The sequence below is a fragment of the Bordetella sputigena genome, assembly GCF_965137885.1.
Classification (GTDB): domain Bacteria; phylum Pseudomonadota; class Gammaproteobacteria; order Burkholderiales; family Burkholderiaceae_B; genus Bordetella_C; species Bordetella_C sputigena.
This window is the reverse complement of sequence record NZ_CBCSCA010000004.1, coordinates 46405-72517: the sequence shown is the minus strand read 5'-3', so window position 1 is coordinate 72517 and position 26113 is coordinate 46405. Positions and strand designations below refer to the sequence as shown.

Here is a 26113-nt window from a genome sequence, read left to right as displayed (position 1 = left end):
GAGCCCTTGGTTTGCCTGGCGAAATTCATGCGGTACCTCATTAACCTACGACGTTGACCAGTTTGCCGGGCACAACGATAACCCGTTTGGGCGGCCGGCCTTCCAGAAAGCGGGCCACCGCTTCGTGCGCCGCCGCCTGGGCTTCGATCTGCTCGCGCGCGGCCTGCGCCGGCACGCGCAGCGCGCCGCGCAGTTTGCCGTTGACCTGCAGCATCAGCTCCAGTTCGTCGGCCACCAGCGCGGCTTCGTCGACTTGCGGCCACGGCGCGTCCAGCAGGTCGCCGTACAGGTCCGCATAGCCGAGCTCCCACCACAGCTGCCAGGTGATGTGCGGCACGACCGGATAGAGCACGCGCAGCAGGATGCCCAGGCATTCGGCGCGCGCGGCATCGCACGCCGCATCGGCCGGCAGCTCGGCGTTTTCGATGGCGTTCAGCATCTTCATGCAGGCCGACACCACCGTGTTGTACTGGATGCGCTCGTAGTCGTAGTCGGCCTGCTTGAGCAGCGTATGGATTTCGCGGCGCAGGTCCTTGGCGGCGTTGGGCGCGCCGCGCCAGTCGACGTCGCGGGCGGCCAGGCCCGCCGCCACGGCATCGCGCCGCGACCAGGCATGCGACCACAGGCGGCGCAGAAATCGATTGGCGCCTTCCACGCCGGAATCCGACCACTCCAGCGTCTGCTCCGGCGGGCTGGCGAACATGACGAACAGGCGTGCCGTGTCGGCGCCCAGGGTGTCGATCAGCGATTGCGGATCCACGCCATTGTTCTTGGACTTCGACATGGTGCCGACGCCGCCGTAGGCGACCTCGGTGCCGTCGGACTTGCGCCGGGCGCCGACGATGGCGCCCTTGGCGTCGTAGACGTTTTCGACTTCGTCGGGCCAGAAATACTCGATGCCGCCGTGTTCGGTTTTGCGCGAATAGATGTGGTTCAGCACCATGCCCTGGCAGAGCAGTCGCGTGAACGGTTCATCGAACTTCAGCAGGCCCAGGTCGCGCATGACCTTGGTCCAGAACCGCGCATACAGCAGATGCAGCACGGCGTGTTCGATGCCGCCGATGTACTGGTCCATCGGCATCCAGTAATCATTGCGGGCGTCGACCATCGCGCCGTCGTTGCCGGGCGAGGTATAGCGCATGAAATACCACGACGAGTCGACGAAGGTGTCCATCGTGTCCGTCTCGCGGCGCGCCGGCTTGCCGCACTTGGGGCAGGCGCAGGACAGGAAGGCTTCGTTCTTCGCCAGCGGGTTGCCGCTGCCGTCCGGAATCAGGTCTTCCGGCAGGACCACGGGCAGGTCTTTTTCCGGCACCGGCAGCGGACCGCAGTCGGCGCAATGGATGATGGGGATGGGCGTGCCCCAATAGCGCTGGCGCGAAATGCCCCAGTCGCGCAGACGCCACGTGGTCTGCTTTTCGCCCAGGCCCAGGGACGCCAGGTCGGCCGCGATGGCGTCCACCGCTTCCTTGCTGCTCAGGCCGTCGTACTTGCCGGAATGGATGAGGCGGCCGTTTTGCTTGTCGGCGTACCACTCCTGCCAGGCATCGGTGGAGTACGTCTTCCCGGGCACGTCGACGACCTGGCGGATCTCCAGGCCATATTTGCGCGCGAAGGCAAAGTCGCGCTCGTCATGCGCCGGCACGCCCATGACGGCGCCGTCGCCGTAGCTCATCAGCACATAGTTGCCGACCCATACGTCGACGGGCTGGCCGGTCAGGGGGTGCGTCACCGACAGGCCGGTGGGCAGGCCTTCTTTTTCCCGGGTGGCCAGTTCGGCTTCCGTGGTGCCGCCGAGTTTGCAGCGTTCGATGAATTCGGCCAGCTCCGCGTTGTCGCGGGCGGCCAGCGTGGCCAGCGGGTGCTCCGGCGCCACCGCGCAGAAGGTCACGCCCATGATGGTGTCGGCGCGGGTGGTAAAGACGTAAAGCCTGCCGTCCTGCACCAGCTGGCCGGACTCGTCGCGTATGTCATGCGTGAAGGCAAAACGCACGCCTTCGCTCTTGCCTATCCAGTTTTCCTGCATCAGGCGCACGCGCTCGGGCCATCCGGGCAGGCCGGTCTTGACTTGTTCGAGCAGTTCTTCGGCGTAATCCGTAATGCGCAGGTAGTAGCCGGGGATCTCGCGCTTTTCCACCAGCGCGCCGGAGCGCCAGCCGCGGCCGTCGATGACCTGTTCATTGGCCAGCACGGTCTGGTCCACCGGGTCCCAATTGACCACCTGGGTTTTGCGGTAGGCGATGCCTTTTTCCAGCATCTTCAGGAACAGCCACTGGTTCCACTTGTAGTACGCCGGGTCGCAGGCGCTCATTTCGCGCGACCAGTCGATCGCCAGCCCCATCGCCTGCATCTGCTTCTTCATGTAGGCGATGTTGTCGTAGGTCCACTTGGCGGGCGGCACCTTGGACTTGATGGCGGCATTTTCCGCCGGCATGCCGAAGGCATCCCAGCCCATGGGCATCAGCACGTTGTAGCCGCGCATGCGCAGTTGCCGCGCCATCATGTCATTGATGGTGTAGTTGCGGACATGGCCCATGTGCAATTTACCGCTGGGGTAGGGCAGCATGGAGCACGCGTAGAACTTCGGCTTCTCGGCGCCGCTGGCATTGCGGGCGTGTTCACTGACGCGATAGACGTCGTTACTGCGCCAGACGTCCTGGGCGGCGGCTTCGACGGCATTGGGGTTGTAGCGTTCCTGCATGGGCTCGGTGGGATCTGGATGGATCGATAACGAATAAAGGGCCGGCCCGCCGGCGGCAGGGGGACGGTCAAAACCCTTGATTATAGGTTCTGCAACCCGAAGGCAGGCGCGGCGAGCGCTCGGCTTCGCCTTAAACGCCTGCCCGGGCGTAATAGTTGCTGGCAAATGGCCTGGCATTTTGTGTCGCGTGGCGAGCATATACGGCCGCCTCGGCACATGGCGTCACTTTCGTACCAGCGGGCATGCGCATTGCAGCCCGTCGGGCTCGTGAATCCACCTCCACCGACAAGGGGTTCGATATGACCGACAGCCAGGACCAGAAACCAGCACGCAAGCCACGCGGTTTCGCCGCGATGGGCCCGGAATTCCAACGCGAGATCGCGGCGCAGGGCGGCCGGGCGGCGCACCGCCTGGGCAAGGCGCACCGTTTTACTTCGCAGGAAGCGCGCGCGGCCGCCACCAAACGGCACGCGGCGCGCCAGGCGCAGCATACGGGTTCGGCGGAATCCGGCGGCGCCACGGCCGACCCGACCAAGGAACGTTGAGGGTTCGGCCCGCCACGGGCGGTGCGGCCCGTGGCCTTCGCAGGCCGGCCCGTAGGGGCGGAAGCGCCGGGCGTTTGAAACGCCGATCCTTGAACGGGACTTGACTCTCAGCCGCCGTTCAAGGGATCGGCAGCTTCAAGGTGCGGGTGTCGGGGTCGGCTTCGAAGCCGGTCACGGCGAATTCCCGTGACTCCATGAATCCGTCGGCGTGGAAGCGCACGTGCGTCGGCACCCAGGAAAAATCGGCGAGCGAGGCGACGTCCACGCCGCTGACCAGCAGATAGCCCGGCGCCGTTCCGTCGTCCCTCGACGGCGGTATATCGCTGGGCGATTGCCACGATACGGACTCGCAAGGCACGTCGGCGTGACGCTCCGGCTGGCCGGGGTATGCGCGGGTGATGAAGGTGATTGCACGGGTATTCCAGTGTTCCATGGCATGTCTGTGAAGGACGCCCGGCGGGCGGGCAACGCCGGGCAGGCGGCAATCAGCGTACCCGCGCCGGGATGACCTCGCTTCCGCCAAATAAATCGCTTGCAATTAGATTGTGTGCGATTTAATATTCTTCCCAGGCGCAGAACCGCCGACCATTCCGGATCAAGAGCACAACCCGGCCAGCGGCCATCCGGCCCGGCCCAACGACCGCAAGGAGTTCGCCATGTCCATCGAAAAAGTCCTGTACCGTGCCCAAGCCACCGCCAACGGAGGCCGCGACGGCCGCGCCCGTTCCTCCGACGGCGTTCTCGACATCCAGCTCAGCACCCCACGCGAACTGGGTGGCGCCGGCGGCCCCGGCACCAATCCCGAACAGCTTTTCGCCGCCGGGTACTCGGCCTGCTTCCTGGGCGCCCTGAAGTTCGTCGCCGGCAAGGAAAAAGTCGCGCTGCCCGCTGAAACCAGTATTACCGGTTCCGTCGGCATCGGCGCCATCCCGACCGGCTTCGGTATCGAAGTCGAACTGCGCGTCTCCATCCCGGGGCTGGACCCCGCGCAGGCCCGCCAACTGGTCGACAAGGCCCACGTTGTTTGCCCGTACTCGAACGCGACGCGCGGCAACATCGACGTGACCCTGACGGTCGTTTAAGCATCCTTGCGGCACCGGCCGCCCGGCGGGCGGCCGGGCTGGCATATGGATCGCACACGATTTAATATGTCCGCCATGTCACACACTCCCTCTTCGCGGGGCGATGCCGCCTTGCTGCTGGAAAACCAGCTTTGCTTTGCGCTGTATTCCACCAGCCTGGCCATGAGCAAGGTTTACCGCAAGCTGCTGTCGCAGTTGGACCTGACCTATCCCCAGTATCTCGTGATGCTGGTGCTGTGGGAACAGGATGGCTTGACGGTGTCGGCGATAGGGGAACGGCTGTTCCTGGATAGCGCCACGCTTACTCCATTGCTGAAACGGCTGGAGGCCGCCGGCCTTGTGCAGCGCGCCCGCGATGCGCGGGACGAGCGACAGGTCATCGTGTCATTGACCGAACAAGGGCGGCAGTTGAAGAACAAGGCGCGCGCGGTGCCGCCGGGCGTCGCGGCCGTGGCGCATTGCAGCGTGGCCGACGCCGGCGCCATGATCAAGCGGCTGGATGCCCTGCGCGCGGCCTTGCAGGAAGCTACATGCCGATAGCCAAGCAGAATACCCAGGCCAACCTGGCCTACCAGGAGCTGAAGAAACGCATCTTGATGGGATTCTTCGGCGCCAGCGATCGCCTGCGGGAAATCGAGGTGGCCGAGCTGCTGAATATGGGGCGCACGCCGGTGCGCGAAGCGCTCAAGCGCCTGGAAGACGAGGGCCTGCTGACGCACGAGCCGCGCCGCGGGCTGGTGGTGACCTCGCTGGACCAGCAGTCGGTCACCGAGCTGTACGCCATGCGCGAACTGCTGGAAGGCGGCGCCGCCCGTTTCGCGGCCAAGCACGCCAGCGAAGCGGAGATCGACAACATGGCCCACATCCTGGAAGAAGGCAAGCAGGGCGGTGATCCGGTCGCGGCCAATCTGGCGTTTCATCAGTCCATCTACGGCGCCGCGCACAATAAATTTCTGATCCGCGCGCTGCGGTCGCTGACGGATTCCACCTATCTGTTGGGGCGTAGCACGCTGGAAATGGCGGGACGGCCCGAAGCCGCGCATGGCGAGCATCGCGCCATCTACGAGGCCATCCGCGACGGCGATCCGGCGCGGGCCGAGCAGGCGGCGCGCGAACATATCCGCAATGCCTTGCTGGAACGGCTGAAGATATTGCGGTCCAAGCAGGCGCCCGGCAACTGATCGATCGCGCCGGTCGTCCCTTCAGTCGTAAAGGGCGAGCGGATTTTCCCGCAGGATGCGCTGGAAATCCGCATCGCCGACCGAATCCCGCAGCAGCGCCACCAGATCGCCGTAAGGCATGGGCCGTCCATGCGCGGGATCGAAGAACCACGTGTGCGGCCAGTCGGATGCCCATACGATGCGTTCGGGGTAGCGCCGCGCCAGCTCGCGCAGCAGATCGCCGAAGTGCGCTCGCCATGTGGCGACGGGATAGCCATAGCGATAGAAACCCGAGGCTTTGAGCCAGACCCGGCCGGTATCCAGCAGCCGGAATACCGCCTCGCGGATAGCGGCGTATTCCGGGCCGTCCGCCGCGCCGCCCAGGTGGTCTACCACGACATTGGGGCCGCCTTCTGCGCGTACCGCGTCGTACACCTGGCTCAGTGTCTCAGGCGCGACGAAGAACTGCGCATGCCAGCCCGCGTCGCGCAGACGCGGCGCAAGGCGGGCATAGCCCGCGATGCCGTTTCCGCTGCCCGACACGGCGTTGAAACGCACGCCGCGGGCGCCTCGCTCGCGCCAGGCCAGGAATTCCGTTTCCGTGGTCGCGTCGGGTAGGACCAAGACGCCGCGCGCGCGCCCCTTCGATTCGTCCAGCGTGTCCAGCAGCAGGCTGTTGTCCATGGCATAGACGCTGGGCTGGATCAGAACAAAGCGTTCGATGCCGTGCGGCGCGCCGACGGCGGACATGTCCTGCCAGGTCCGCACCGGCGGCGTGTAGTGCGACCCGGGCGCCAGCGGGCGGCGCGCCGCGTCGTCGAATACGTGGGTATGGCAATCCCAGGCGGGCAGGGTGGCGGGTGACATGTGGCTGGACTCCGTGATGGGGATCAATGAGGGAAGCCAGGGCCCGATGGCCTCGGATGCAGGCATCGGGTCCCGATGGCCGGGCGGCGTCAGTCCAGCCGCACCCCGGTTTCCTTGATGATTTCCTGATAACGGCTACGTTCGCCCGCCAGGAATTGCGTGAACTGCTCCACGGTGTTCGGCTTCACCACCGCGCCTTCGGCCTCCAGCCTCTGCTTGGTCTGCGGGTCCGCGATGATGGCGTTGACCTCGGTATTCAGCTTCTGGATGACATCCGCCGGCGTTCCCTTGGGCGCGAACAGCCCACCCCAGAGGCTGAAGGAAAAGCCCGGCAGCCCGGATTCCGCCACGGTGGGCACCTTGGGCAGGGCCGGCGAGCGTTCCAGCGTGGATACGGCGATGGGCTTGAGCGTGCCGCTCTTGAAATGCGGCAGTACGCCCGGCGCGCCGGAGAAGAACATATCGACGTGGTTGCCCAGCAGATCGCTCAGCGCCGCCCCGCCCCCTTTGTAAGGCACGTGGGTCAGTTTGGCGCCGGTCTTCATGGCCAGCGCCGCGGCGGCCAGGTGCCCCGGCGTACCGGTGCCCGAGGAGGCGTAGTTATAACCCTGCGAGCGCTGCTTGCTCTGGGCCACCATCTCCTGCAGGGTATTGAAGGGCGCCGACGGGTGGGCCGACAACACCAGCGGGGAATCGCCGACCAGCACGACGGGCAGCAGATTTTCCGGCTTGTAGTTGAGCGTGGTGGACAGCAGCGGCGTGACGATGATTTCGCCGGTTTGTCCCAAGAGCAGGATGCTGCCGTCCGCCGGCGCGTCGGAGACGTAGCGTGCGCCGATGGCCCCGCTGGCGCCGGGGCGGTTTTCAACGATGAAGGTCTGGCCCAGCCGGCTGGTCAGTTTCTCGGCGATCAGGCGCGCGAACACGTCGCCGGAGCCGCCCGGCGCGTACGGCACGATGATGCGCACGGTCTTGTCTGGATAGGCGGCTTGCGCGCCGGCATGCAGTCCCAGTGTCGCGGCCGCGCAAACGGCGGCGGCCAGCAGGCCGCGCCTGGTCCGGTGGAATGGCTTCATCGAGTGTCTCCTAAAGTGGCCGCGCGCGGCCGCAAATGGTGAAAGCTATGGATCTGCCGGGCCGGGGCGGCCACCGGCCGCCAAGCCGGCGTTGAATCTCGGTTTGGTTTTTATATATTTTTGCATACATAAATATGTAGAACAAACGGGCGAGGGCGCCGGCCTCGTGGCGAGGAGGCGCGTCCTACCGGCCCACGCTGCGCAGGCGCAGCAGCGACTGGTAGACCTCGTTCAGGCCGCTGTGCAGGCGCTTGTCGCGCCGGATGACCACGGCGAGCGTTCTATGCAGCGGTGGGCTCAATGGGCGCACCGCGACGTCCGGGCGCCGTGCCTCCCCTCGTACCGCAAGACCGGGCAGGATCGCGCAGCCCAGGCCCGCCGCTACCAGGCCTTTGATGGCTTCCACGCTGCCCAGCGACATGACGGGCGCCAGGCCGGGACCGTGTCGGCCGGACCACTCGTCCGTGATGCGGCGCGTGTTTCCGCCGGGCTCGAACAGCAGCACCGGTTTATCAGCCAAGGCCTGCGCGGAAATGCGTCGCGGCAGCGGCATCCCGGAAGGGGCGAGCAGGAAAAATTCATCTTTCAGTACGGGCGTGACTTCCAGCGCCCGGCCCGCGGCCGGCAGGGTAACGAGCCCGATATCCAGCATGTTTTCTTCGATCTGTTTCACGACATCCGCGGTATTGCCCGTGGTGACCGTGATCGCCAGTTGGGGAAACCGCTGCCGCAGGTCCTTGAGTATGGGCGGCAGCAGGAAGATGCAGGCGGTGGCTCCGGTGCCGAGCCGCACCGGGCCGCTCGGGCTGCTGGCGCGGCGCGCCACCGCGTCGATGGCGGCGTCGACAGCGTCCTCGATGCGCGCCGCGTGGGCGAGCAGGTCGGTCCCCGCGGCGGTGGGACTGGCCTTGCGGCCTACGCGGTCGATCAGCGGCACGCCCAAGCTGCGCTCCAGCTGCCGTATCTGCTGGCTTACCGCTGGCTGCGATATACCCAGCCGCTCGGCCGCCGCGGAAAAACTGCCATGTCGCACGATCAGGACAAAGGTGCGCAGATAGTCCAGGTTCAGGTTTTTCATAAAAGAATTGCTTATGCGCTGCATAAGAGCATAAAGCTTAATTTATGGGCTGAGGTGCGGCATGATTTGCGTGAGACGATTTGCGCGGCGGGGCGTATATGACTGGCGATTCACAGGGAAGGGCATGCGGAGGCTCGCAAGGCCTTTTGATACGGGATGCACGGCCGGACGACATGGCCTGGATTCAGGCGATCTACGCGCATCACGTTACGCAGGGGCTCGCGTCTTTTGAGTTGTCTCCGCCGTCCGTGGAGGAAATGGCGGCGCGTCGAACCGCGGTGCTGCGCAATGGCCTTCCTTATCTCGTGGCCGAGATCGGCGGGTGCGTGGTGGGCTACAGCTATGCGACCGCGTATCGGCCGCGTCCCGCTTATCGCTACACCGTGGAGAACTCCGTTTATGTGGCGCCGGACTGCGCCGCCAGGGGTATCGGTACCGCCTTGTTGGGAACGCTGATACAGCGTTGCGAGGAAGGTCCATGGCGTCAGATGCTGGCTGTCATCGGCAATAGCCGCAATGCCGGATCGATCGCGCTGCATCGCAGGATGGGCTTCGAGCCGGTGGGCACCCTGAAGGCCGTCGGTTTCAAGTTCGGGCAATGGGTCGATACGGTGTTGATGCAGCGGCCGCTTGGCGAGGGTTGCACCAGTGCGCCGGCCGACGCGGACGAGGTCGCGCGGTGATCGCGCCCCATACCGTTATCTGCCTGGCGCTATCTCAGCTGATCTCCTGGGGCGTTTCCTATTATCTGATCGGCGGGTTCGGGCCCGCCATCGCCGCCGACTTGCGGTGGAGCGCCGACGCCATCCACGGCGGATTCGCGCTGGGCCTGCTGGTCATGGGCCTGGCGTCGCCGCTGGCGGGACGGCTTATCGACCGCTATGGCGGACGGACGATGATGGCCGCGGGCTCCGTCCTCAACGCCGCCGGATGCGGGGTATTGGCAAGCGTACACACGCCGGCCGCCTACATCGTCGCCTGGCTGTGCCTGGGCTTGGGAATGCGGCTCTCGCTGTACGACGCGGCCTTCGCGGCGCTGGCGCGCCTCGGCGGTCCGTCCGCCAGAAAGGCCATGGCCCAGATTACCCTGCTTGGCGGCCTGGCTTCCACGGTATTCTGGCCGCTCGGCCATCTGCTGTCGGAGCAGCTGGGATGGCGCGGCGCCCTGGCGGTGTATGCCGCGCTGTCGCTGCTCGCGATCCCGCTGTATTTCGCCATTCCCGCGTCCCGCCATGACCAGGCGCCGCCGGGAAGTCCTCACGCGGCGCCCGTGGCAGGGATGGCGGGCGGTGCCCGGTTGAAATGGGCGGCGGGGCTTTATGTGCTGTTGATCACATTGGCCAATTTCCTCAACGCGGGGATGTCCGCCCATATGATCGCCATCCTGGGCGGGCTGGGGCTGGGCGCATCGCTTTCCCCATGGGTGGCAGCATTGCGGGGCGTCGGCCAATCGCTCGCACGATTTTGCGAGATCCTGTCAGGCGGGCGCCTCGATCCGCTGAAGCTGAACCTCTATGCCTGTCTGGTGATGCCGATGGCATTCCTGGCGGCCACCTACGCCGGTACATCGGACATCGCGGCGATCTTCTCCATGTTCCTCTACGGAGGATGCACGGGCATTCTTACGATTACGCGCGGAACGCTGCCGCTTGTGCTGTTCGACCATCGCGTGTACGGGGCGCTGGTCGGCAAGCTGATCGCGCCGGCATTCATGTTGTCCGCGGCGGCGCCGGTCGTCTATGCCTCTTTGATGGAACGCTTGGGCGACCGTTGGGGCTTGTACCTGTCCATCGCCTGCTCGGCCGCCATGCTGGCCGCCGGCTTGCTGCTCTGGCTATCCTTCGGGCCGCGCTCCGGGCGAGGCAAGGCGGCCTGACGGAAAGGGCGTGCGTGCCGCATGCTCCTACAAGACCCACTTCATGGTGGATTCCTTCAGTTTGATTCCACCGCCGGACCGCGGACTTCGACTGTGGGGCCGGCCCCGCTACGGCAGGGCAGCGGCGAACGCCGGCGGGAATGCGGTCGGGCGCAAACACGTTAGCGGTATCATTTCCGGTTGACACCGGCCCGGCTGGCGCGCATCTGCGCGCGGCTCGCCGGTACGAGGGACTCGCGCCATGACGGCCCGGATAATCATAGGAGAGAGAGTGTGAGCAACCCCACAACCGCCATCACGGGCGAAATCCTGATCGGCCAGCGCGCCGTCGACAATGGCCAGCGAACGCTGAACGCGGTGAACCCCGCGACGGGTGAGAAGCTGCAGCCCAGCTTCGCCCAAGCCGGCGCCGCCGAGGTCGACGAGGCTTGCGCCCTGGCCTGGGAGGCCTTCGACGCCTATCGCGAAACGTCGCTGGAAAGCCGCGCGCGATTCCTCGAAGCGATTGGTGAACAGATCATGCAACTCGGCCAGCCGCTGGTCGACCGCGCGGTTGCCGAAACCGCGCTGCCCGCGGCCCGCATCGAAGGCGAGCGGGCTCGCACCGTGGGCCAGTTGCGGCTGTTCGCGCAGGTCGTGCGCGCCGGCGAATTCCTGGACGTGCGTGTGGATCCCGCCATGCCGGATCGCCAACCCCTGCCGCGTCCGGACCTGCGCCTGCGCAATATCGCCCTTGGCCCGGTCGCCGTATTCGGCGCCAGCAATTTCCCCTTGGCATTCTCGGTCGCGGGCGGCGATACGGCTTCCGCGCTGGCGGCCGGCTGCCCGGTGGTGGTGAAGGGCCATCCCGCCCATCCCGGCACGGGCGAGCTGGTGGGACGCGCCATCCAGGCGGCGGCGCGCGAATGCGGCATGCCGGAAGGCGTTTTTTCGCTGCTGCTGGGCGGTATCGAAACGGGCGCGGCCCTGGTGCGCGATGAGCGCATCAAGGCGGTGGGCTTTACCGGCTCTCGTGGCGGCGGCCTGGCGCTCGTGGATGCCGCGTCCAAGCGCCGCGAGCCGATTCCGGTCTTCGCCGAGATGAGCAGTATCAATCCGGTATTCCTGTTTCCCGCCGCCCTGGCCGCTCGCGCGGAAGACCTGGGCAAGGCCTTTGTTGCGTCGCTGACGATGGGCTCCGGGCAGTTCTGCACGAATCCCGGCATTGTCGTGGCGCTGGAAAGTCCCGATCTGGATCGTTTCCTGAAGGCGGCCGATGCGGCCTTGTCCGCGCACGTGCCCTCGGCCATGCTGACGCCCGGGATCCACGGCGCCTATGAAAAAGGCGTGCAGGCGCTGGAGAAGGCCGACGGCGTGCGCGTGTGCGGACGCGGCGGCGCCGGCGAAGGCCCGAATCGCGGGCGCGCGGCGCTGTTTTCAACCAGCATAAGCAATTTCCTTGAGCAGGAGTCGTTGCAGCAGGAGGTCTTCGGTGCGTCCAGCATGGTGGTGCGCTGCAAGTCGGTCGACGATATGCGCGATATCGCCGAACACATCGAAGGCCAGTTGACCGTCACGCTGCATCTGGACGAAGCGGACTACGAGTTGGCGCGCGGCCTGGTGCCGGTGCTGGAGCGCAAGGCGGGCCGGATACTGGCCAATGGCTGGCCCACCGGCGTGGAAGTGGCGCATGCCATGGTCCACGGCGGACCGTTCCCGGCGACGTCGGACAGCCGCTTCACGTCGGTCGGTACGCTGGCGATCCGGCGTTTCCTGCGTCCGGTGAGCTATCAGGCGCTGCCGCCGCAGCTGTTGCCGGAGGCCCTGCGTCCGGAAAACCTGGGCCGCGTACCGCGCCTGGAGGATGGCAAGCGCCTGCTGCCGTAGCTGTAGCGGGGCCGCCGTCAGTGCGCGGCGGCGCCGCGCTGGCTGACCTGGTCCGGCCAGTCGGCCATGGCGGGGGTTGAGGTACCCACTCCCGGCCTTGCCTCGCGCACGGGATGTCCATCGGTGGCCGATGGATTCGTCGCAATCCCCGATACGGCGCTGGCGCCCGATGGCGCTCCCGTATTCTGCGTGCCGGTAGCCGCGGGCGCGGCGCCTGGGCGGGCGGCGCGCAGCCGGCTCGTCAGGCCCGTATCAGGTCGCGGGGTCGGCCTGGCTGGCGTTGCAACCGGATGGGCCGCGTCCGCCGCGGGACCTGCGCCATCGCCTTGCCCGGCGGCTTTTCCCCCGGCAGCCGCCGCCGCGGCACTGCCGGCGGCAGCGGCATCGGTTCCCGTCGAGCTACGTGCCGATTGCACGCGCAGCCTTCGTATCTGCTCGTCCAGCGGCTGCAGCCGGGCGCCGGTGGCGTAGACGAAACGATCCATGGTCAAGCGGCCATCGACGTGTCCGGTATAGCCCAGGTAGATGCCCAGCGTGGACTGATGGTCCAGATTCCGGTATTCGATGGTGCCGAACGGGGTCGGCACTTGCAGGCGCGGAAAAGCCGACGCCAGCGCTTCGCGATCCGGCGTTCCCGCGCGCTTCAGCGCTTCGGTGATCGAACGCAGCGCGGAGTAGCCGAGCACCGCCGCCATGCCGGGCGCATCCCCATAACGATCACGATAGGCTTGTAGGAAAGCCTGGTTTTCCAGCGTATCCACCGCATCGCGGGGATAGCCTGTAATGATCCAGCCATCGGGGATGGCGGCGCTTGACGCCTCGTCCAGCGCGCCCAGGTTCTCAGGGTCGCCCATGAATAGCGATACGACCCCAAGGCCATTGAACAGATTGGCCGCCGCGCCTGCCCGTACCAGCGCCGCCAGTTGCTGGCCGGTCAGCATGTTGAAGATCGCCTCCGGCCTGGCCGCGCTCAATGCGGCGACGGTGGCCACGGCGTCGAATTTCCCCGCCGGCACCGCGATCTCATCAACGAATTCGGTTTTCGATTGGAAGGTTTTGACCAGTCCCTTGAAGGCTTCCGCCGTCGCGCGGTCGGATTCGGTGTCCTGATAGACCAGCGCCCAGCGCAGCTTGCGCAGGCCCAGCGCTTTCGGCGCGACGGCGGCGGCTTGCATCCATGCGCCGGGCCGCAGGCGGAAGGTATAGCGGTTGCCGTCCTGCCAGGTCAGGCGCTGGCTCAGGGGCGCCACGGCCAGATACGGCACCTTCGCGGTATCGGCATAGCGGGACAGCGCCAGGCCGACTTCCGACGAATAGCCGCCGAACAAAGCCACCGCGCCGTCCTTGTCCACCAGCGCCTGGGCGGCCTGCACGGCATCATCGGGGCTGCCGCGATCGTCACGCGAGCGGACTTCCAGTTTGCGGCCCAGCACGCCGCCGTCGGCGTTGATCTGCTCCAGCGCCAACGTCCAGCCGCGGCGGTAGTCTTCCGAGAACGCCGGCAGCGTCTTGTAGGTATTGATTTCGCCGATCCGCAAGGGCGGTGGCGGCGGGGCGGGGCGCGCGGCCTTGCCGGCAGGCGCCGCGTATGCCGCCTGCGACGCGATGAGCATCGCGCAGGCCAGCACTGCGCGCCCCAGCATCACCCACGAAACGGCGGACGTGGTGGATCCGCCGCCGAACGGCGAGCGCGGCCGCAAGGCGGACCCACGAAAAAAAGCCGACATTGCTGTCGGCTTCTTCGCGTGGAAACCCGGTTTCATTCGCATGTTCGCTGATCGTCGCGGTAGCGGCGGGGCGGTCGGCGCGATGGTTCCGGCGGCTCGATTACTTGAGCTTGGTTTCCTTGTAGTCCACGTGCTTGCGCGCGACCGGATCAAACTTCTTGATCAGCATCTTTTCCGGCATCGTGCGCTTGTTCTTGGTCGTGGTGTAGAAGTGTCCCGTGCCGGCGGTCGACTCGAGCTTGATCTTTTCGCGGTTGCCTTTGGCTGCCATGTCGTACTCCTGGATAGTCTGAGGGCGGGGATGGCTTAGATCGCTTCGCCGCGGGCGCGCAGTTCGGCCAGAACGGCGTCGATGCCCTTCTTATCGATGGTGCGCAGGGCCTTGGTGCTGACGCGCAGCGTGATCCAGCGGTTTTCGCTTTCGACGAAGAAACGACGCGACTGCAGGTTGGGCAGGAAGCGGCGCTTGGTCTTGTTGTTGGCGTGGGAAACGTTGTTGCCCACCATCGGGCGCTTGCCCGTCACTTGGCATACGCGTGCCATAAATGCACCTCAAAAAATTCAATGCTTGCCGCGTATGGCCTGGGGACGGGAGCTTAGCCGCCGGTTCCCTTTGTGTTGCTTGTGCTGGGTTGCCGGCCATCCCGTATTTCAAGGATGTCGGGCCGATGGTCATATTGCCACGCGGCCCAAGTGCTTGTGCCCGCCGCCCCTGCTGGCCGCAGTAGTACATCACTGCCGGGAGTACCGACTGCTGTACGTCCTGCTACGCGTCCGCGGGGTGGAAGTGCCGGCTACAAAGCATAGTAGCGGCACGGGTAAATTCGTAAGCCAGCGATTCTACTACGAAAAATCGTTGGGCATCAAGCCCCCGTGCCGGCGGCCGCCGGCCGGGCCGCGCCCGTCCGGGCGACGCGTCCGGCCAGCCAGGACAGGCAGGCGCAGGCGGCCAGTACGCCCGTCAGCGGCAGCGGCGTGTCATCCTGCCACAGGCTGACGCACAAGCCCGCCAGCGCGCCGCAGGACAACTGCAGCGTGCCCAGCAGCGCGGAGGCCACTCCCAGACGCTTGCCCTGCTCGGCCAGGGCCAGCGCCGCGGAATTCGGATTCACGAAGCCCTGGCTGCTCATGTAGCCGATCAGGCAGACCATCAGCAAGGGCAGCGTCATCCACCCCGCCAGCGTCAGCAGCACGCTGGCCAGGCTCGCCAAAGCCAGGGTGACCAGGGCGCGGCGCTGCAGGGTCTGCGGCGCCATGCGGCCCAGCAGCCGCGCGCTGACCTGCGACCCGACGATCAGGCCGGCGGCGTTCAGGCCGAAGAGCAGGCCATAGTGCTGCGGGTCGACGCCGTACAGTTCGATGAACACGCGCGGCGATCCGACGATGTACGCGAACATGCCGGCCTGCCCCAGGCCGCCCGCGAGGCTGTGCGCCATGAACTTGCGATGCCGCAGCAGTTCGCCGTAGTTGCGCGCGATGGTGCGCCAATGCAGCCGTACCACGCGTTCGGGCGGCAGCGATTCCTTCATGATGAACAGCATGGCCGCCATCAGCGCGACGCCCGCGGCCAGCATCAAGCCGAATATTCCCCGCCATCCCGTCAGCAGCAGCAACTGACCGCCCACCAGCGGCGCGAGTATCGGCGCCAGGCCCATGATAAGCAGCAGTAGCGACAAGGCGCGCGCCGCTTCCTGGGTGTCGTAGTGGTCGCGTATCACCGCGCGCGGGATCACGACGCCGGCCGCCCCGCCCAGTGCCTGTACGGCGCGCCATGCCGTCAGGCTTTCGATATCGACGGCCAGCGCACATCCCAGCGACGCGATGATGTACAGCGATAGTCCCACCAGCAGCGGCGGCTTGCGTCCATAGCGGTCCGCCAGCGGCCCATAGAAAACCTGCGCCGCCGACAGCCCCAGCAGATAGGCCGCCATGGTGCGCTCCACATCGCCCTGGCCGACATTCAGGCCCGTCGCGATGGCGGGAAAAGCGGGCAGATAAAGGTCGATGGAAAACGGCCCGATCGCGGTCAGCGCACCCATCAGGAGAAGCCATCCGGGCAGGCCGCGCGTGGGCAGGAAAGAGGACATTTATTTACGTTTGCCTGAATGGCGGAGGCGTGGAAGGGGAATGCGTCCTCAAAATGTAACATGTGGAGCCGCGGTTCAAATCGGAAACAAATTCCGATAAAGTCCGCAGGTTATTTCTTACGAGGCTGACTGTCGTGAATCCTGTGTTGTCTGCGGTGGGACGCAAACTGGAGTCCGTTTCGATCCCGGTCCAACTGGAAATGCCGGACGGCGCCAAAGTCGGTGCGCCGAATCCCAAGGTCAAGTTCGTCGCGCGCAGCAAGGCCGCGCTGGCGCATCTGGCGGCGGGGGAGGTCGGCATCCTGGGCCAGGACTATGTGGAAGGGCTGGTGGACATACAGGGCAATATGCATGATGTGATGCGCGCGGCCGCCGAACTGCTGCCCAATTCGCCGGTGCAGGCCGAGCGCACCACCTGGCTGCAGGGCCTGATGCGCCGCATGGTTTCGGTGCAGCGGCATTCCGTCGAGCGCGACGCCAGGCAGATCGAATTCCATTACGACCTTTCCGACGATTTCTATGCGCTATGGCTGGATCCGCGCCGCGTGTATTCCTGCGCGTATTACCGCACGCCCGATATGACGCTGGCCCAGGCGCAGGAAGCCAAGCTGGACCATATCTGCCGCAAGCTGCGTTTGAACGCGGGCGAGCGTTTTCTGGATGTGGGCGCGGGCTGGGGCGGCCTGCTGTTGTGGGCGGCGGAAAACTACGGCGTCGACGCCACGGGTATTACCCTGTCGCGCAACCAGCACGCGCATGTGAATCGCCTGATCCAGGAAAAAGGCCTGCAGGGCCGTGTGCGCATGGAATTGCTGGATTACCGCAAACTGGACGAGAGCAAGCCTTACGACAAGATTTCGTCGGTGGGCATGTTCGAGCACGTGGGCCGCGCGCAGTTGCCCGACTACTTCGCCAAACTGCGCCGCCTGGTGCGGCCCGGCGGCCTGATCATGAATCACGGCATCACCGCGGGCGGTGTCCATAATGCCCAGCTGGGCAGCGGCATGGGCGACTTCATCGAAAAGTACATTTTCCCTGGCGGCGAACTGACGCACATCAGTAATGTGATGGCGGCAATGGCCGAAGGCGGTCTGGAGGCGACGGACGTCGAGAATCTGCGCCCACACTATGCGCGCACCTTGTGGGCCTGGAGCGACAGCCTGGAAGCGCAACTGGACGCCGCCGCCCGCATCCTGCCCGGCGAGCAGGGCGCGAAATCGCTGCGCGCCTATCGCTTGTACCTGGCGGGCTGCGCCATGGCCTTCGAGCACGGCTGGATCGCCCTGCATCAGGTATTGGGCCAAAGGCTGGCTACCGGTCGTGCCGATGAGCTCGATCATCCGGCCGATCTTGCCTATCCCTGGCGGCGTGATTACATGTACACGGGTACACCGGCCTGAGAGCGTCGCGCGCGCGGCCCGGCGCCATGCGGGCGACGGACGCCACGCTACGGGGCGCGCACAACCGTATACCATAGCGTAGTGCGTCCGTTGCGGCGTCCGCCGGGCCCGCGCCATCACGGAACGCCGCCCGCGGGGCGGCGTTTTCCTTCCCACAGCGACATCGCGGAATTCCCATGCCCATTCTTCATGTCCATGTTTTGTCCGGCTGGTCCGCCGGCCGGAAATCATCGTTGCTGAACGCGGCCACGCAGGCGGTCGTCGACAGCCTGGGCGCGCCGCTGCGCAGCGTGCGCATCATGCTGCATGAAGTCGCGCCCGAGCACATCATCGTCGGCGGCCAGATCGGCAAGCAGTCGGTGGTGTATCACGTGCATCTGATCAGCGGCCGCACGGAAGACCAGAAGAACGCGCTGTACCAGGCCCTGAACCGCGCCGCGTGCGAAGCGCTGGGCGTATCGGGCGACGATGTGCGCGTGCTGCTGGACGACATACCGAATACCGATATGGGCATGGCCAACGGGGTCAGTGCCAAGGCGGCAGGACGTTAAGGCGCGGACGCAACGGGTGCGCGGGCATCCGCTGCCCGCGCCCCGTATACCGCCGCATCGCGTGCCGCCGCATTGAATGCGGCGGCACGGAAGACCAGCGTTTACAGGAGAGCCATCATGAAAGAAGTCATCATTGCCGCCGGCGCGCGTACCGCGGTGGGAACCTTCGGCGGCGCGCTCAAGGATGTGCCGCCCATCGACCTGGCCAGCACGGTGATCCGCGAGGCCCTGGCCCGTGCCGGCGTCGACGGCGGGGAAGTCGGCCACGTCGCCGTGGGCCACGTCATCAATACCGAACCGCGCGATATGTACCTGTCGCGCGTCGCCGCCCTGAATGCCGGCATCGACAAGGGAACCCCGGCCTTCAACGTCAACCGCCTGTGCGGCTCGGGCCTGCAGGCCATCGTGTCGGCCGCGCAATCCGTGATGCTGGGCGATGCCGACATCGCCGTGGGCGCGGGCGCGGAAAACATGAGCCGCGGGCCGTATATTGCCCCGGCGCAACGCTGGGGCTCGCGCATGGGCGACGCCACGATGCTCGACATGATGGTGGGGGCGCTGACGGATCCCTTCCAGCGCATCCACATGGGCGTCACCGCGGAAAACGTGGCCGCCAAATATGAGATCAGCCGTGCCGACCAGGATGCCCTGGCGGTCGAATCGCACCGCCGCGCCGCCGCCGCCATCGACGCCGGCTACTTCAAGGACCAGATCGTCCCCGTCGTCATCAAGGGCCGCAAGGGCGATGTGACCTTCGACGTCGACGAGCATGTGCGGCGCGATGTCGCCGTCGACACGATGGGCAAGCTCAAGCCGGTATTCCAGAAGGAAAATGGCACGGTCACCGCCGGTAACGCCAGCGGTATCAACGATGGCGCGGGCGCCGTCGTCCTGATGAGCGCCGACGTTGCCGGCAAGCGCGGCGTGCAGCCTTTGGCCCGCCTGGTGGCTTACGGCCATGCGGGCGTCGATCCGGCGTACATGGGCATCGGCCCGGTGCCGGCCTCGCAGGCCGCCTTGAAGCGCGCTGGCCTGACGGTCGATCAGCTGGACGTGATCGAATCCAATGAAGCCTTCGCCGCGCAAGCCTGCGCCGTGACGCGCCAGCTGGGCCTGGATCCGGCCAAGGTGAACCCCAACGGCAGCGGTATCGCGCTGGGACATCCCATCGGCGCGACAGGCGCGATCATCACCATCAAGGCGCTGTACGAACTGCAGCGCGTACGCGGCCGCTATGCGCTGGTCACCATGTGCATCGGCGGCGGCCAGGGTATCGCCGCCATTTTCGAACGTATCTGAAGGACCCCATGCCGCCACGCCCCGCGCCGTCCGCCCTGGACATACCCACGCTTTCTGAGTCGGACGGCGTTCGTTATCTGCACTTCGACAGCCCCTGGATCCAGGGCGCGATGCGCATCGCGGATCCGGCCGAGCTGGTCCTGGAGTACACCGCCCAGATGATGGCCTGGCTGCTGTTCATGGAGCCGCCCAAGGACGGCGCCATAGGCTTGCTGGGCCTGGGCGCCGGCTCGCTGGCACGCTTTTGCGTGAAGCGCACCCGCGGCAGCGTGGTGGCGGTGGAGTGGAATCCGCGCGTCACGGCCATCTGCCACGCTTTCTTCCGCCTGCCGGGACCGCCGCGCCTGATCGTGGAGGAAGCGGATGCCGGCGCCTGGGTGGCCGAGCCCGGCCAGGCCGGACGTTGTCCGATCCTGATGGTCGACCTGTATGACGCGCAGGCGCGCGGCCCGGTGCGCGACTCCGTGCGCTTCTACCGCGATTGCCGCCGCGTGCTGGGCGACACCGGCGTGCTGGCCGTCAACCTGTTCGGCGAGCACGAAAGCTTTCCGCGCAATATCGAGAACCTGTTCACGGCTTTCGACGGCCGCCTGGCCCTATTGCCGGAGATAGATGCCGGAAATCGCATCGTGCTGGCTTTTTCGGGGCCCCCCATCGACATTCCCGTGGAAGCGCTGCTGGACCGCGCGGCCGTGGTCGAGGCCGCCTATGGGCTGCCGGCGCGGCGCTGGGCGCGCGCCCTGGCCGGCCAGGCCCGCGGGGGCAGATTGGTCTATTGACGGGGCGGGGCCCCTCATCCAACGTGGGGCTTGCGGACCGGTACCCCGCGGTGCAAGAATAAGCCAGCCATAATTATGAATTATGCGGGTCGTGCCCCCGAAGTGATGACCCCGGATCCGTGCCCCGGGGGCGATCCCGGGTCGTGATCCGGGCGCGATCCGCAGTGCCGCGCCAGCAGTGCCGTTTTCGCAGTGACGTCTCCCACGCAGGCCCCGGAATCGCCATGACCATCGATACCGCTCTCGGAACGCCTCAGCCTATCGTGCGCCAGGCCCTGTACCTGGAAGCCGCGGAACGGCTGCGTGAAATGATCCGTTCGCGCGCCCTGGCGGCCGGCGAGTGGGTCGACGAACTGCGCGTCGCGGCCCAGCTGGGCATATCGCGGACACCCTTGCGCGAGGCGCTCAAGCTGCTGGCCAGCGAAGGCCTGGTGCGGCTGGAGCCGCGCCGCGGCTGTTTCGTCAACGAGCTGTCCATGCGCGACCTGGACGACATCTTTCCCTTGATGGCGATGCTGGAAGGCCGCTGCGCCTACGAGGCCGCGCGCAAGGCCGGCCCGGAAGACGTCCACCGCCTCGCCGCCCTGCATGACACCCTGCGGGACCACGCCGCGGCTGGCCGTATCGACGCCTATTACGAAGCCAACTATGTCATCCACGAGGCCATCCAGGCCCTGGCGGACAATCGCTGGCTGTCCGACACCATCGGCAATCTGCGCAAGGTCCTGAGCCTGTCGCGCCATAAAAGCCTGACGCTGCCCGGCCGCATCGGCGAGTCCTGCGCCGAGCACATGGCCATTTTCGCGGCCATTCGAGACCGCGATCCGGAGCGTGCCGAAGCCGTGGCGCGCAAGCATCTGCTGCGCCAGCTCGATGCCTTGCACGCCCTGGAGCAGGGCGGCGGCGCGATCGCGGTCGCCAAGGCCGCGCGCAAGCCGGCGGCCGTGAAACCCCCGCGGCCTCGTTCCGCCAAATCGGCGCAATCCCGATCCGCCAAGGCGGCGGCCGATGCCGCCGCCCCCACCGTCAAGGAGCCTGTTCATGACCGTTCCCGAACCGCTCGTACCCGCGCGCGCGGCGCGCTCGCTGGCTAAAACCGTGGCCCATCGCGAGATCGCCGTCACGCGGTCTTCCTCCGATGCCGACGACGACAAGCCCACGACGGAAGCCGGCTTGATGGCGCGGCTGGGCAAGCTGTGGGAACGTGATCCCTTTCCCGATCAGGCGGCGCTGCGCCCCCTGTTCGGCCCGCGCCTGACGGACGTCGCCGCGAACCGGCTGGCGCATGCCTGGTGCCAGGCCTATACGTCCGCCGAAGGCAAGGCGCGCCGCGCCATGCTGGGCCTGCTGGCGGCCGCCGGCGCGGCGCAGGAGCAGCCCGACGAGGCCAATGGCCGCCTGTTCCGCCGCTTCAACAACCAGCCCGACGGTCTGCGTTTCCTGGTGGAACTGCGCGCCGATATGCTGCGGTGGCGCAAGCAGGTCGCGGGCCTGCAGGTCCTGGACAAGACGCTGGAAGGCCTGCTATCCGCCTGGTTCGACGTGGGGCTGCTGGAATTGCGGCGCCTGACCTGGGATACGCCTGCGTCCCTGCTGGAAAAACTGATCGTGTACGAGGCCGTGCACGAAATCCAGTCCTGGGACGACCTGAAGCATCGTGTGGCGGAAGACCGCCGCTGCTATGCCTTCTTCCATCCGCAAATGCCCGACGTGCCGCTGATTTTCGTGGAAGTCGCCTTCGCGCCGCAGATGGCCGACGACGTGCAGACGCTGCTGGATACGGCGCAGCCGCCGCAGAATCTGGACAAGGCGCGCTGGGCGATCTTCTATTCCATCTCGAATACCCAGCCCGGCCTGCGCGGTATCAGCTTCGGCAATTTCCTGCTCAAGCGCGTGATCGACCAGTTGCTCGCGGAACTGCCCAAGCTGAAGTCCTTCGCCACCTTGTCGCCGATACCGGGCTTCGCCGACTGGCTGGGCAAGCTGAACGCGGACGAAGTCGAAGACATCGTGCGCGACAAAACCCGCGAGCGCTCGCGGCGCGGCGTGCCCGACGGCGCACGCTGGCTGGCGCGCTTGCGCAAGGCGGCCACCGCGCGCGCCGGCAATGAGGTCGTGCGACGCGCAGGGATGAAGCTGGTCGCGGCGTATCTGCAATCCATGAAAGGTGGCGCGCCGCTGGATCCCGTCGCGCGTTTCCATCTGGGCAACGGCGCGCGCATCGAGCGCATCAACTGGGGCGCCGACCGTTCTCCCAAAGGCCTGGCGCAGTCGGCCGCGCTCATGGTCAACTATCTGTACGAACTGGACGAGCTCGACGGCAATCTGAGCCGGCTCAATGCCGGCAAGCCCGCCGTCAGCCGATCCATCACGCGCATGGGATAAGCGCCTTTTTCAAGAAGAAGACAAGGGAATATCCAGAAGATGGCGCTCGCCGATCCGCCGCCCGATCTGCCTTCTTCCGCCCCGCACGCCCCGGGACGGGTGCTGTGCCGCCGCGAGGGCGCCGTCGCGCGCGTCTGCCTGTCCCATCCGGGACGCATGAACGCCATGACGGTGGCGATGTGGCGGGAACTGGCGCGCCTGTTCGGCGAACTGTCGGCCGATCGCGCTCTGCGCTGCATCATCGTGCAAGGCGATGAAGGCCATTTCGCCGCGGGCGCGGACATCCGCGAATTCCCGCGCGAACGCGGCGATCTGGCCGGCGTGATGCGCTATCACCGCGACATACTCGCCCCGGCGCTGGCGGCGATCGCGGCCTGCCCGCATCCCGTTGTCGCGCGCATCGATGGCGTGTGCGTGGGTGGAGGCCTGGAAATCGCCTGCCTGTGCGATCTGCGCATCGGCGCGCGCACCGCGCGCCTGGGCGCGCCGATCAATCGCCTGGGGTTCCCGATGGCGCCGGACGAAATGCGCGGACTGCTGGACCTGGTGGGACGCGCCGCGACCTTGGAACTGCTGCTGGAAGGGCGCATCCTGGATGCGCAGGAAGCCTGCGCCAAGGGCCTGTTGACCCGCGTCGTTGCCGATGCCGACCTGGACGGCGAGGTGCGGCGCTGCGTCGATCGCATCCTGGCCGGCGCGCCGCTGGCCGCCCGCCTCAACAAAAGCATGACGGCGCGCCTGTCGCGCGATGAACCGCTCAGCGACGAAGAATACGAACGTTTTTTTTCTTATGCCGAAAGCCGCGACCATCGGGAAGGCGTGCGCGCTTTTCTGGCCGGCGAAACACCGACATTCACTGGAGAGGGGAAAGAGTGAGCAATGCCAATCTGTACGCGGTCCTCGAAACGGGTTTTCCGCAAGACCGCAGCAAGATCGCGATCGAGACGCCGACCCTGCGCTACACCTGGGACGACATCGACAGGGCCAGCGCCTGCCTGGCCAATCTGCTGAAGTCGCTGGACCTGCCCAAGGATGCCAGGGTGGCGGTACAGGTGGAAAAATCGCCCGAGGCCCTGCTGCTTTACCTGGCCACGCTGCGCGCCGGCCTGGTGTATCTGCCCTTGAATACCGCGTATCGCGAAGCCGAGATCGACTATTTCCTGGGTAATGCCGAGCCGTCCGTCGTGGTCTGCGCCAGCGCCAATCTGCCGTGGATACAGCGGTTGGCGGACAAGTCCGGCGTCGCGCATGTCTATACGCTGGACGACGATCGCACCGGCACGCTGCTGGAGGCGGCGGGCGGATTGCCCCAGACCTTCAAGACGGTGACGCGGGGAGCCGACGACCTGGCGGCCATCCTCTACACGTCCGGCACCACGGGTCGCAGCAAGGGCGCCATGCTGTCGCATGGCAACCTGGCGTCCAACGCGCGGGTGCTGCACACCTATTGGGGCTGGCGCGCGGACGATGTGCTGCTGCACATGCTGCCCATCTTCCACGTCCACGGCCTGTTCGTCGCATCCCACGGCGCGCTGCTGGCGGGCGCCCGCATGATCTGGCTGCCCAAGCTGGACGTCGAACAAGCGCTGCGCTATCTGCCCGAAAGTACCGTCATGATGGGCGTGCCCACGTATTACGTGCGGCTGCTGGCGGAGCCGCGCTTCAATCGCGAAGTGTGCGCGCGCATGCGCCTGTTCATTTCGGGTTCGGCGCCGTTGTTGACCGAAACCTTCAACGCCTTCCAGGAACGCACCGGCCATACCATCCTGGAACGCTACGGCATGAGCGAAACCGTCATGCTGACCTCCAATCCCTACGATGCGGTGGAAGGCGCCCGCATCGGCGGAACCGTGGGCAAGGCGCTGCCCGGCGTGGAAGTGCGCGTGGTGGATGACAACGGCAGGAAACTGCCGCCCGGCGAGATCGGCAATGTCCAGGTACGCGGGCCGAACGTGTTTTCCGGCTATTGGCGCATGCCGGAAAAAACCCGCGAGGAGTTCGCCGAAGAAGGCTGGTTCAAGACCGGCGACGTCGGCCGCTGGGGCGGCGAGGCGAACGGCCATCCCATCCCCGTCGATTACCTGAGCATCGTCGGCCGCAGCAAGGATCTGATCATTTCGGGCGGCTATAACGTCTATCCCAAGGAGATCGAGTCGGTCATCGACGACATGCCGGGGGTGGAGGAATCCGCGGTCATCGGCGTGCCGCATCCGGACTTCGGCGAAGCCGTCGTCGCGGTTGTCGTACCGCGTGCCGGCGCCGCTTTGGACCCCGCCGCGATCCAGAACGAGCTCAAGGGCCGCATCGCCAACTTCAAGGTGCCCAAGCGCGTCCATGTGGCGGAACAGCTGCCGCGCAACACCATGGGGAAGGTGCAGAAGAACGTTCTGCGCGAGACCTTCGGGCAGCTGTAGTTCGCGACGGTCGACCAGGGAGCCGGCAGGCAATGAAGTGACGCAGGGCCGAGCCGGCGATGAGGTCGCCGGCGTTCCACCATCGATAAGCCAGGAGGATGACAGCCACAACACCCGTAGCAACGCGCGTAAGGATTCATAAACAGCGGCGCCCGACGTTGGACATCAGTTGGCGCGCCGCATCGATCGATGGGCGCTAACCCATCCTACGCAGCACCCCGGAGGAGAACACCATGGCTTACCGTACCAGGTTCGCGGCGCTGGGCGCCGCATTGCTTGCGCTCACCCTGGCAAACCCGGCGTCGGCCGATTGGCCCGAACGTCCCGTCACCATCATCGTGCCGTTTCCCGCGGGCGGCGGCACCGATACCTTCGCCCGGCCCCTGGCCGAACAGTTGCGCACGCAGCTGGGCCAGACCGTCGTCATCGATAACAAGGGCGGGGCGGGCGGCACCGTGGGCGCCGCCGTCGCGGCCAAGGCGCGTCCCGATGGCTATACCTTCTTCATGGGCGGGGCGCATCACGCGGTGGCGCCGGCGCTGTACAAGCAGCTCAGCTACGACATACAGAAGGACTTCATCCCCGTGGCCCTGCTGGCGCAGCCGCCGCAGGTTGTCGTCATCAATGCGTCCAAGCTGCCCGTCAAGACCTTGCAGGAGTTCATCGCCTACGCCAAGCAGCGGCCCGGCCAGATCAACTACGGCACGGCGGGCAAGGGCAGTACGCATCATCTGGCGGGCGAGTTGTTCGCCATGCAGACCGGCATCAAGCTGGTCGACGTGCCGTACCAGGGCGCGGGACCGATGCTGTCGGCACTGATAGGCGGGCAGGTGGAGCTGGCATTCGACGGGCTGGGTTCGTCGTCGGGGCATATCCGTGCCGGCAGTATCAAGCCCCTGGCGGTGGCGGCGGCGAAACGGTCTCCGTCATTTTCGGACATTCCGACCGCGGCCGAGGCCGGCGTGATGAACTACGAGGTCTCCACCTGGTACGCGCTATGGGCGCCGGCCGGCACGCCGCGCGCGGCCGTCGAGCGCATGATCCGTGAGGTGACCATCGCCTTGAATACGCCCAAGCTCAAGGAGCAATGGGCGTCCAACGGGTCGGCGACGCCCGACCTGACGGGTCCTGCCTTCGGCAAGTTCGTCGATGCCGAAGTGGCGCGCTGGGGCAAGGTGGTGAAGGATTCCGGCGTCACGCTGGAATAGCGACGCCGGTCC

At 66.4% G+C, this 26113-nt stretch carries 24 protein-coding genes and 1 pseudogene; 16 read left to right on the top strand and 9 right to left on the bottom strand.

All coding sequences use genetic code 11. The annotated features are described in order from the left end of the window. Positions 1 to 40: 40 nt before the first annotated feature. Positions 41 to 2701 carry a leucine--tRNA ligase gene (gene leuS, locus ACNA0R_RS08970; RefSeq protein ID WP_415825626.1) on the bottom strand — a complete coding sequence of 887 codons (2661 nt, stop codon included), beginning with the start codon at positions 2699 to 2701 and terminating at the stop codon, positions 41 to 43. 299 nt (positions 2702 to 3000) lie between these two features. Between leuS and ACNA0R_RS08965 the strand changes: the two genes are divergently transcribed. Further along, a complete protein-coding gene (locus ACNA0R_RS08965; protein ID WP_415825625.1) occupies positions 3001 to 3246 on the top strand; it encodes a KGG domain-containing protein in 246 nt (81 codons plus the stop codon). A 118-nt stretch (positions 3247 to 3364) separates the two neighbouring features. Here ACNA0R_RS08965 and ACNA0R_RS08960 read toward each other — a convergent pair whose 3' ends face one another. Further along, the gene (locus ACNA0R_RS08960; protein ID WP_415825624.1) at positions 3365 to 3679 is read right to left on the bottom strand and encodes a hypothetical protein; all 315 of its coding nucleotides are present in this window, start codon (positions 3677 to 3679) and stop codon (positions 3365 to 3367) included. Between the two features lie 223 nt (positions 3680 to 3902). Between ACNA0R_RS08960 and ACNA0R_RS08955 the strand changes: the two genes are divergently transcribed. The 3 genes from ACNA0R_RS08955 to ACNA0R_RS08945 all read left to right on the top strand — a co-directional run bounded on the left by ACNA0R_RS08955 (position 3903) and on the right by ACNA0R_RS08945 (position 5509). Then, positions 3903 to 4328 (top strand): organic hydroperoxide resistance protein, encoded by a 426-nt coding sequence (locus ACNA0R_RS08955; protein WP_415825623.1) that lies wholly within the window; start codon positions 3903 to 3905, stop codon positions 4326 to 4328. A 75-nt stretch (positions 4329 to 4403) separates the two neighbouring features. After that, positions 4404 to 4868 (top strand): MarR family winged helix-turn-helix transcriptional regulator, encoded by a 465-nt coding sequence (locus ACNA0R_RS08950; RefSeq protein ID WP_415826054.1) that lies wholly within the window; start codon positions 4404 to 4406, stop codon positions 4866 to 4868. Continuing rightward, on the top strand, positions 4859 to 5509 hold the full coding sequence (locus ACNA0R_RS08945) for a GntR family transcriptional regulator (RefSeq protein WP_415825622.1): 651 nt from the start codon (positions 4859 to 4861) through the stop codon (positions 5507 to 5509). Before ACNA0R_RS08950 ends, ACNA0R_RS08945 begins: the two co-directional genes overlap by 10 nt. 21 nt (positions 5510 to 5530) lie before the next feature. On the opposite strand, the gene ACNA0R_RS08940 is transcribed toward ACNA0R_RS08945, so the two are convergent. The 3 genes from ACNA0R_RS08940 to ACNA0R_RS08930 all read right to left on the bottom strand — a co-directional run bounded on the left by ACNA0R_RS08940 (position 5531) and on the right by ACNA0R_RS08930 (position 8509). Then, the gene (locus ACNA0R_RS08940; RefSeq protein ID WP_415825621.1) at positions 5531 to 6355 is read right to left on the bottom strand and encodes an amidohydrolase family protein; all 825 of its coding nucleotides are present in this window, start codon (positions 6353 to 6355) and stop codon (positions 5531 to 5533) included. Positions 6356 to 6444: 89 nt separating this feature from the next. Beyond that, positions 6445 to 7431: a Bug family tripartite tricarboxylate transporter substrate binding protein gene (locus ACNA0R_RS08935; RefSeq protein ID WP_415825620.1), complete on the bottom strand. Its 987-nt coding sequence runs from the start codon at positions 7429 to 7431 to the stop codon at positions 6445 to 6447. A 184-nt stretch (positions 7432 to 7615) separates the two neighbouring features. After that, positions 7616 to 8509 carry a LysR family transcriptional regulator gene (locus tag ACNA0R_RS08930; protein WP_415825619.1) on the bottom strand — a complete coding sequence of 298 codons (894 nt, stop codon included), beginning with the start codon at positions 8507 to 8509 and terminating at the stop codon, positions 7616 to 7618. 98 nt (positions 8510 to 8607) lie between these two features. On the opposite strand from ACNA0R_RS08930, the gene ACNA0R_RS08925 reads away from it, so the two are divergent. From ACNA0R_RS08925 to ACNA0R_RS08915, 3 genes are all read left to right on the top strand, one after another. Continuing rightward, a complete protein-coding gene (locus tag ACNA0R_RS08925) occupies positions 8608 to 9192 on the top strand; it encodes a GNAT family N-acetyltransferase (protein ID WP_415825618.1) in 585 nt (194 codons plus the stop codon). Continuing rightward, entirely contained in the window at positions 9189 to 10385 is a 1197-nt protein-coding gene (locus ACNA0R_RS08920) for an MFS transporter (protein ID WP_415825617.1), read from the top strand. The genes ACNA0R_RS08925 and ACNA0R_RS08920 overlap by 4 nt, the downstream gene beginning before the upstream one ends. Positions 10386 to 10658: 273 nt before the next feature. Continuing rightward, positions 10659 to 12251 (top strand): aldehyde dehydrogenase (NADP(+)), encoded by a 1593-nt coding sequence (locus ACNA0R_RS08915; protein WP_415825616.1) that lies wholly within the window; start codon positions 10659 to 10661, stop codon positions 12249 to 12251. Between the two features lie 17 nt (positions 12252 to 12268). Here the strand turns inward: ACNA0R_RS08915 and ACNA0R_RS08910 are convergent, their stop codons facing one another. The 4 genes from ACNA0R_RS08910 to ACNA0R_RS08895 form a co-directional block, all read right to left on the bottom strand. Beyond that, on the bottom strand, positions 12269 to 13978 hold the full coding sequence (locus ACNA0R_RS08910) for an ABC transporter substrate-binding protein (RefSeq protein WP_415825615.1): 1710 nt from the start codon (positions 13976 to 13978) through the stop codon (positions 12269 to 12271). Between the two features lie 100 nt (positions 13979 to 14078). Then, on the bottom strand, positions 14079 to 14249 hold the full coding sequence (rpmG, locus tag ACNA0R_RS08905; protein ID WP_066346920.1) for a 50S ribosomal protein L33: 171 nt from the start codon (positions 14247 to 14249) through the stop codon (positions 14079 to 14081). A 35-nt stretch (positions 14250 to 14284) separates the two neighbouring features. Next, positions 14285 to 14521 carry a 50S ribosomal protein L28 gene (gene rpmB / locus ACNA0R_RS08900; RefSeq protein WP_066634352.1) on the bottom strand — a complete coding sequence of 79 codons (237 nt, stop codon included), beginning with the start codon at positions 14519 to 14521 and terminating at the stop codon, positions 14285 to 14287. Positions 14522 to 14841: 320 nt separating this feature from the next. Further along, entirely contained in the window at positions 14842 to 16017 is a 1176-nt protein-coding gene (locus ACNA0R_RS08895; protein WP_415826053.1) for a multidrug effflux MFS transporter, read from the bottom strand. A gap of 182 nt (positions 16018 to 16199) precedes the next feature. Here ACNA0R_RS08895 and ACNA0R_RS08890 point away from each other — a divergent pair, with 182 nt between their 5' ends. From ACNA0R_RS08890 to ACNA0R_RS08850, 9 genes and pseudogenes are all read left to right on the top strand, one after another. Beyond that, complete coding sequence (locus tag ACNA0R_RS08890) at positions 16200 to 17465, top strand: class I SAM-dependent methyltransferase (protein ID WP_415825614.1); 1266 nt, start codon at positions 16200 to 16202, stop codon at positions 17463 to 17465. A gap of 176 nt (positions 17466 to 17641) precedes the next feature. Then, the gene (locus ACNA0R_RS08885; protein ID WP_415825613.1) at positions 17642 to 18016 is read left to right on the top strand and encodes a tautomerase family protein; all 375 of its coding nucleotides are present in this window, start codon (positions 17642 to 17644) and stop codon (positions 18014 to 18016) included. 117 nt (positions 18017 to 18133) lie between these two features. Continuing rightward, positions 18134 to 19315 (top strand): acetyl-CoA C-acyltransferase family protein, encoded by a 1182-nt coding sequence (locus ACNA0R_RS08880; protein WP_415825612.1) that lies wholly within the window; start codon positions 18134 to 18136, stop codon positions 19313 to 19315. A gap of 8 nt (positions 19316 to 19323) precedes the next feature. Beyond that, a complete protein-coding gene (locus ACNA0R_RS08875; protein ID WP_415825611.1) occupies positions 19324 to 20094 on the top strand; it encodes a class I SAM-dependent methyltransferase in 771 nt (256 codons plus the stop codon). A gap of 224 nt (positions 20095 to 20318) precedes the next feature. After that, positions 20319 to 21023: pseudogene (locus ACNA0R_RS08870) on the top strand (GntR family transcriptional regulator); the annotation flags it as partial. 112 nt (positions 21024 to 21135) lie between these two features. Then, the gene (locus ACNA0R_RS08865) at positions 21136 to 22479 is read left to right on the top strand and encodes a malonyl-CoA decarboxylase domain-containing protein (protein WP_415825610.1); all 1344 of its coding nucleotides are present in this window, start codon (positions 21136 to 21138) and stop codon (positions 22477 to 22479) included. A 39-nt stretch (positions 22480 to 22518) separates the two neighbouring features. Beyond that, on the top strand, positions 22519 to 23355 hold the full coding sequence (locus tag ACNA0R_RS08860) for an enoyl-CoA hydratase/isomerase family protein (protein ID WP_415825609.1): 837 nt from the start codon (positions 22519 to 22521) through the stop codon (positions 23353 to 23355). Further along, the gene (locus tag ACNA0R_RS08855) at positions 23352 to 24893 is read left to right on the top strand and encodes a malonate--CoA ligase (RefSeq protein ID WP_415825608.1); all 1542 of its coding nucleotides are present in this window, start codon (positions 23352 to 23354) and stop codon (positions 24891 to 24893) included. The genes ACNA0R_RS08860 and ACNA0R_RS08855 overlap by 4 nt, the downstream gene beginning before the upstream one ends. A gap of 233 nt (positions 24894 to 25126) precedes the next feature. Then, the gene (locus tag ACNA0R_RS08850) at positions 25127 to 26101 is read left to right on the top strand and encodes a Bug family tripartite tricarboxylate transporter substrate binding protein (RefSeq protein ID WP_415825607.1); all 975 of its coding nucleotides are present in this window, start codon (positions 25127 to 25129) and stop codon (positions 26099 to 26101) included. Positions 26102 to 26113 lie beyond the last annotated feature (12 nt).

What these genes read in the sequence shown, in the direction of transcription:
- ACNA0R_RS08910 (WP_415825615.1), bottom strand. Translation starts at nt 13,978, where the DNA reads ATGTCGGCTTTTTTTCGTGGGTCCGCCTTGCGGCCGCGCTCGCCGTTC.
- ACNA0R_RS08950 (WP_415826054.1), top strand. Translation starts at nt 4,404, where the DNA reads ATGTCACACACTCCCTCTTCGCGGGGCGATGCCGCCTTGCTGCTGGAA.
- ACNA0R_RS08865 (WP_415825610.1), top strand. Translation starts at nt 21,136, where the DNA reads ATGACCGTTCCCGAACCGCTCGTACCCGCGCGCGCGGCGCGCTCGCTG.
- ACNA0R_RS08850 (WP_415825607.1), top strand. Translation starts at nt 25,127, where the DNA reads ATGGCTTACCGTACCAGGTTCGCGGCGCTGGGCGCCGCATTGCTTGCG.
- ACNA0R_RS08935 (WP_415825620.1), bottom strand. Translation starts at nt 7,431, where the DNA reads ATGAAGCCATTCCACCGGACCAGGCGCGGCCTGCTGGCCGCCGCCGTT.
- ACNA0R_RS08895 (WP_415826053.1), bottom strand. Translation starts at nt 16,017, where the DNA reads ATGGGTGCGCTGACCGCGATCGGGCCGTTTTCCATCGACCTTTATCTG.
- rpmG (WP_066346920.1), bottom strand. Translation starts at nt 14,249, where the DNA reads ATGGCAGCCAAAGGCAACCGCGAAAAGATCAAGCTCGAGTCGACCGCC.
- ACNA0R_RS08860 (WP_415825609.1), top strand. Translation starts at nt 22,519, where the DNA reads ATGGCGCTCGCCGATCCGCCGCCCGATCTGCCTTCTTCCGCCCCGCAC.
- ACNA0R_RS08925 (WP_415825618.1), top strand. Translation starts at nt 8,608, where the DNA reads ATGACTGGCGATTCACAGGGAAGGGCATGCGGAGGCTCGCAAGGCCTT.
- rpmB (WP_066634352.1), bottom strand. Translation starts at nt 14,521, where the DNA reads ATGGCACGCGTATGCCAAGTGACGGGCAAGCGCCCGATGGTGGGCAAC.
- ACNA0R_RS08930 (WP_415825619.1), bottom strand. Translation starts at nt 8,509, where the DNA reads ATGAAAAACCTGAACCTGGACTATCTGCGCACCTTTGTCCTGATCGTG.
- ACNA0R_RS08945 (WP_415825622.1), top strand. Translation starts at nt 4,859, where the DNA reads ATGCCGATAGCCAAGCAGAATACCCAGGCCAACCTGGCCTACCAGGAG.
- ACNA0R_RS08955 (WP_415825623.1), top strand. Translation starts at nt 3,903, where the DNA reads ATGTCCATCGAAAAAGTCCTGTACCGTGCCCAAGCCACCGCCAACGGA.
- ACNA0R_RS08960 (WP_415825624.1), bottom strand. Translation starts at nt 3,679, where the DNA reads ATGGAACACTGGAATACCCGTGCAATCACCTTCATCACCCGCGCATAC.
- ACNA0R_RS08965 (WP_415825625.1), top strand. Translation starts at nt 3,001, where the DNA reads ATGACCGACAGCCAGGACCAGAAACCAGCACGCAAGCCACGCGGTTTC.
- leuS (WP_415825626.1), bottom strand. Translation starts at nt 2,701, where the DNA reads ATGCAGGAACGCTACAACCCCAATGCCGTCGAAGCCGCCGCCCAGGAC.
- ACNA0R_RS08880 (WP_415825612.1), top strand. Translation starts at nt 18,134, where the DNA reads ATGAAAGAAGTCATCATTGCCGCCGGCGCGCGTACCGCGGTGGGAACC.
- ACNA0R_RS08940 (WP_415825621.1), bottom strand. Translation starts at nt 6,355, where the DNA reads ATGTCACCCGCCACCCTGCCCGCCTGGGATTGCCATACCCACGTATTC.
- ACNA0R_RS08885 (WP_415825613.1), top strand. Translation starts at nt 17,642, where the DNA reads ATGCCCATTCTTCATGTCCATGTTTTGTCCGGCTGGTCCGCCGGCCGG.
- ACNA0R_RS08875 (WP_415825611.1), top strand. Translation starts at nt 19,324, where the DNA reads ATGCCGCCACGCCCCGCGCCGTCCGCCCTGGACATACCCACGCTTTCT.